The 3,437-nt window shown below is 66.8% G+C and carries 2 protein-coding genes; both read left to right on the top strand.

Features of this window, described 5'->3' with window-relative positions; translation table 11 throughout:
* On the top strand, positions 1-221 hold a 221-nt coding region (locus tag FKV24_RS16535), incomplete at its 5' end, for a glucokinase (RefSeq protein WP_211371901.1).
* 118 nt (positions 222-339) lie between these two features.
* Positions 340-3,102, top strand: coding sequence for a TonB-dependent receptor (locus FKV24_RS16540; protein ID WP_141483164.1), 2,763 nt, complete (start codon positions 340-342; stop codon positions 3,100-3,102).
* Positions 3,103-3,437: the final 335 nt, after the last annotated feature.

The raw sequence follows: 3,437 nt of genomic DNA on the forward strand, positions 1-3,437 counted from the left end.
ACCTCGCCCTGGTCAGCAGCGCCAAGGCGGTGTTCATCGCCGGCGGCATCGTGCCGCAGTTGAAGGATTTCCTCGCCGACAGCCGGTTCCTGGCGCGGCTGCGCGACAAGGGCGCGATGCGGCCGGTGCTGGAGCGGCTGCCGGTGCGCCTGATCGAGAACGACCGGCTCGGCGTGATCGGCGCCGCCAACTGGTACCTGGAGCACGCAGATGTCGACTGAACCGATCGCCTGAACCGTACCGCCGCCGCCTACCGCGTCGGCGGGCCTGATGAATCAGGCGGAACGAGCCCTGCGCAGAAAGGGCCGGACCGCCGGATACGACCCGAGGGAGAGAGAAATGGCCATTGCACTTCGCAACACCCAACTACGTAGAACCCTGTTGTCGGCGAGCATCCTCGCCGCGCTGAGCTTCAGCGGCGCCGCGTTCGCCCAGGACGCCGCCCCCGCCGACGACGACGCGACCGATCTGGACGCGATCGTGGTGGTCGGCATCCGCGGCAGCCTGGAGAAATCGCTCGACACCAAGCGCGAGGCCGCGACCCATGTCGAGGCGGTCAGCGCCGAGGACATCGGCAAGCTGCCGGCCAAGAACGTCGCCGACGCGCTGCAGCAGTTGCCGGGCGTGAACATCAGCTCGTCCAGCGCCAGCGAAGGCGGCTTCGACGAGGCCGACCGGGTCAGCCTGCGCGGCACCAACCCGAGCCTGACCCAGACCCTGGTCAACGGCCACAACGTCGGTACCGGCGACTGGTTCGTGCTCAGCCAGGTCGCCAACGTCGGCCGCAGCGTCAGCTACTCGCTGTTCCCGGCCGAGATCGTCGACCAGGTGGTCGTGCACAAGTCCTCCGAGGCCAAGCTGGTCGAGGGCGGCAGCGCCGGCTCGGTCGACATCATCACCCGCAAGCCGCTGCAGTACGCCGATCCGTTGACCATCAGCGGCTCGGTCGGCGCGGTGCATTCCGATCTCGCCGGCGAGAGCGATCCGCAGGTCAGCGCGCTGCTGAACTGGAAGAACGACGCCGACAACCTCGGCGTGCTGGTGCAGGCCTTCTACCAGAAGCGCCACCTGCGCCGCGACGGCCAGGAAGTGGTCGGCGGCTACGGCCAGATCGGCCGCGATCCGGCGACCACGCCGGTGCTGGCCACCAATCCCGACCTTGCCGGCGTGCTGTACCCGAACCTGCTGGGCGCGGTGCTGTTCGAGCAGGAGCGCGAGCGCAAGGGCGGCGTGATCGACGTGCAGTTCCGCCCCAACGACAACCTCGAGCTGGGCCTGAGCGGCTTCTACTCCAAGCTGGAGGCCGACAACTACAACCGCAACTACATGATGTGGACCAGCCAGTTCGCCAATGCCTGCGCGCCTGATCCGGGCTATGTCGTGAGCAATGGCGTGCTGACCAGCGCGAACTATGCGCCCTGTGTGCCGAACCCGCCCAGTGCCACGCATGACGGCATCACCCCGTTCGGTGTCTACGACATGATCTCGCGCCCCGGAGCCAGCTCGGAGTCCAAGTACCTGACCCTGGACGTCGATTGGAAGGCGACCGACAATCTGGAATTCAGCTTCCAGGCCGGCACCACCAAGGGTAATGGCCGCAGCCCGGTCCAGGACGTGCTGGAAACCGGCGTGGCTCCGAACGCGGGCGCCAGCTGGTCGATGCACGGTATCGACAACGCGATCGACTGGAGCCTGGGTGGCAACAACACAGCAGGCACGCACCTGCCGAACAAGGGCTGGATCTTCGGCGGCCAGGGCATCGACGTGCTCGACAAGGAGGACTGGTTCGCGGTCGACGGTTCGCTGTTCCGCACCGACGGCGTCCTCGCCTCGCTGGACTTCGGCGTGCGTTACGCCGAGCACGAGCGCAGCAACGACTACGAGATCGCCCAGGGCCCGAACTGGGCCACCGACTGGACCAACATCGCCAACTACCCGACCACCGGCGGACGCTATCCGGGCGATTTCGGCAACGGGCTGGGCGGCCACTTCCCCGGCGGCATCTGGTACTACACGCCCGAGCAGCTGGCCCAGATCAATGCCGACTTCGCCAACCGCAACTATCCCGAGCGCTTCTACTTCTCCGATGTCTACGGGGTCGAGGAGAAGAACGCCGCGGCCTACATCCAGGCCAACTTCGACGGCGACGGCTGGGCGGGCAACGTCGGTCTGCGCTATGTCAGGACCGACAGCGACATCAGCTACACCCAGGCGCTGCCGATCGGCTCCGGGGTCCCGGGCGCGATCACCGGTTCGGCGTTCGGCGACTACCTGCCGGTCAGCGAGAGCAACGACTACAGCAAGCTGCTGCCCAGCGCCAACGTCAAGTTCGACCTGCGCGACGACCTGATCCTGCGCTTCGCCGCGTCGCGGACGATGACCCGTCCGGACTACTCGGCGCTGGCCGGTTCGCTGTCGCTGGACGACCTGACCCACACCGGCAGCGGCGGCAACCCCAAGCTCGACCCGCTGCTGTCGACCAACCTGGACGGTTCGATCGAGTGGTACTTCGCGCCGCGCGCGCTGCTGGCCTTCAGCGTGTTCCACATGGACCTGAAGGACTACATCACCTTCGGCAACCAGACCATCCAGTACAAGGACCAGCAGGCCAGCCAGGACGCCGGCATGGACGTCTATTCCGACTACCTGGTCTCGGTCCCGGTCAACACCGACGGCACCCTGAAGGGCTATGAGATCACCTACCAGCAGCCGATCGGCGAATGGTTCGGTGTCTCCGCCAACTACACCTTCGCCGACGGCGAGACCGACGACGGCAAGCCGCTCAACGGGGCCTCGCGCAACACCTACAACCTGTCGGCGTACTTCGAGAACGACCGCTTCAGCGCCCGCGTCGCCTACACCTTCCGCGAGGCGTTCTACGCCGGCGTGAGCCGCACCGACGCGTTCTACCAGGACGACTTCGGCACCCTCTCGGCCTCGTTCGGCTGGAAGATCAACGATGCGATGTCGCTGAGTCTGGACGGGTTGAACCTCAACGACCCGACCTACTCGTACTACACCGATAGCCCGGTCGGGGTGCTGCCGTACGCGATGTACTCCAACGGCCGCCAGTACTACCTGAACTTCCGCTTCAACTATTGATGCACGGTGTGTGACGGCGCGCGAAGGATCGCGCGCAGCAGTTGGTGTTTGACCCCTGGCGGGCCCGTATGCGGCGGGCCCGCCTCTTTCTTTCCGGCGGCCGGCGCGACGGCTGCATCGATAGCTGCATCGACGGCCGATTGACCCGAAGATGTCGGCACGGCAGATGAACGAAGGACGCGAGCGGATGACCCGAACCCGATCGAACGCGCGGCAGCGGTGGCTGGCGCATACCCGGTTGCCGATCATCGCGCTTGCCGGCGCGGCGGCGATCGCGCTGGCCGCCTGCGGCGACCGCGACGCGTCCCGGCCCGGAACGTTGGCGGCGGTCGCGG

Origin of the sequence: Marilutibacter maris (assembly GCF_006546735.2) — a bacterium.
In the GTDB taxonomy this organism is placed as follows: Bacteria; Pseudomonadota; Gammaproteobacteria; order Xanthomonadales; family Xanthomonadaceae; genus Marilutibacter; species Marilutibacter maris.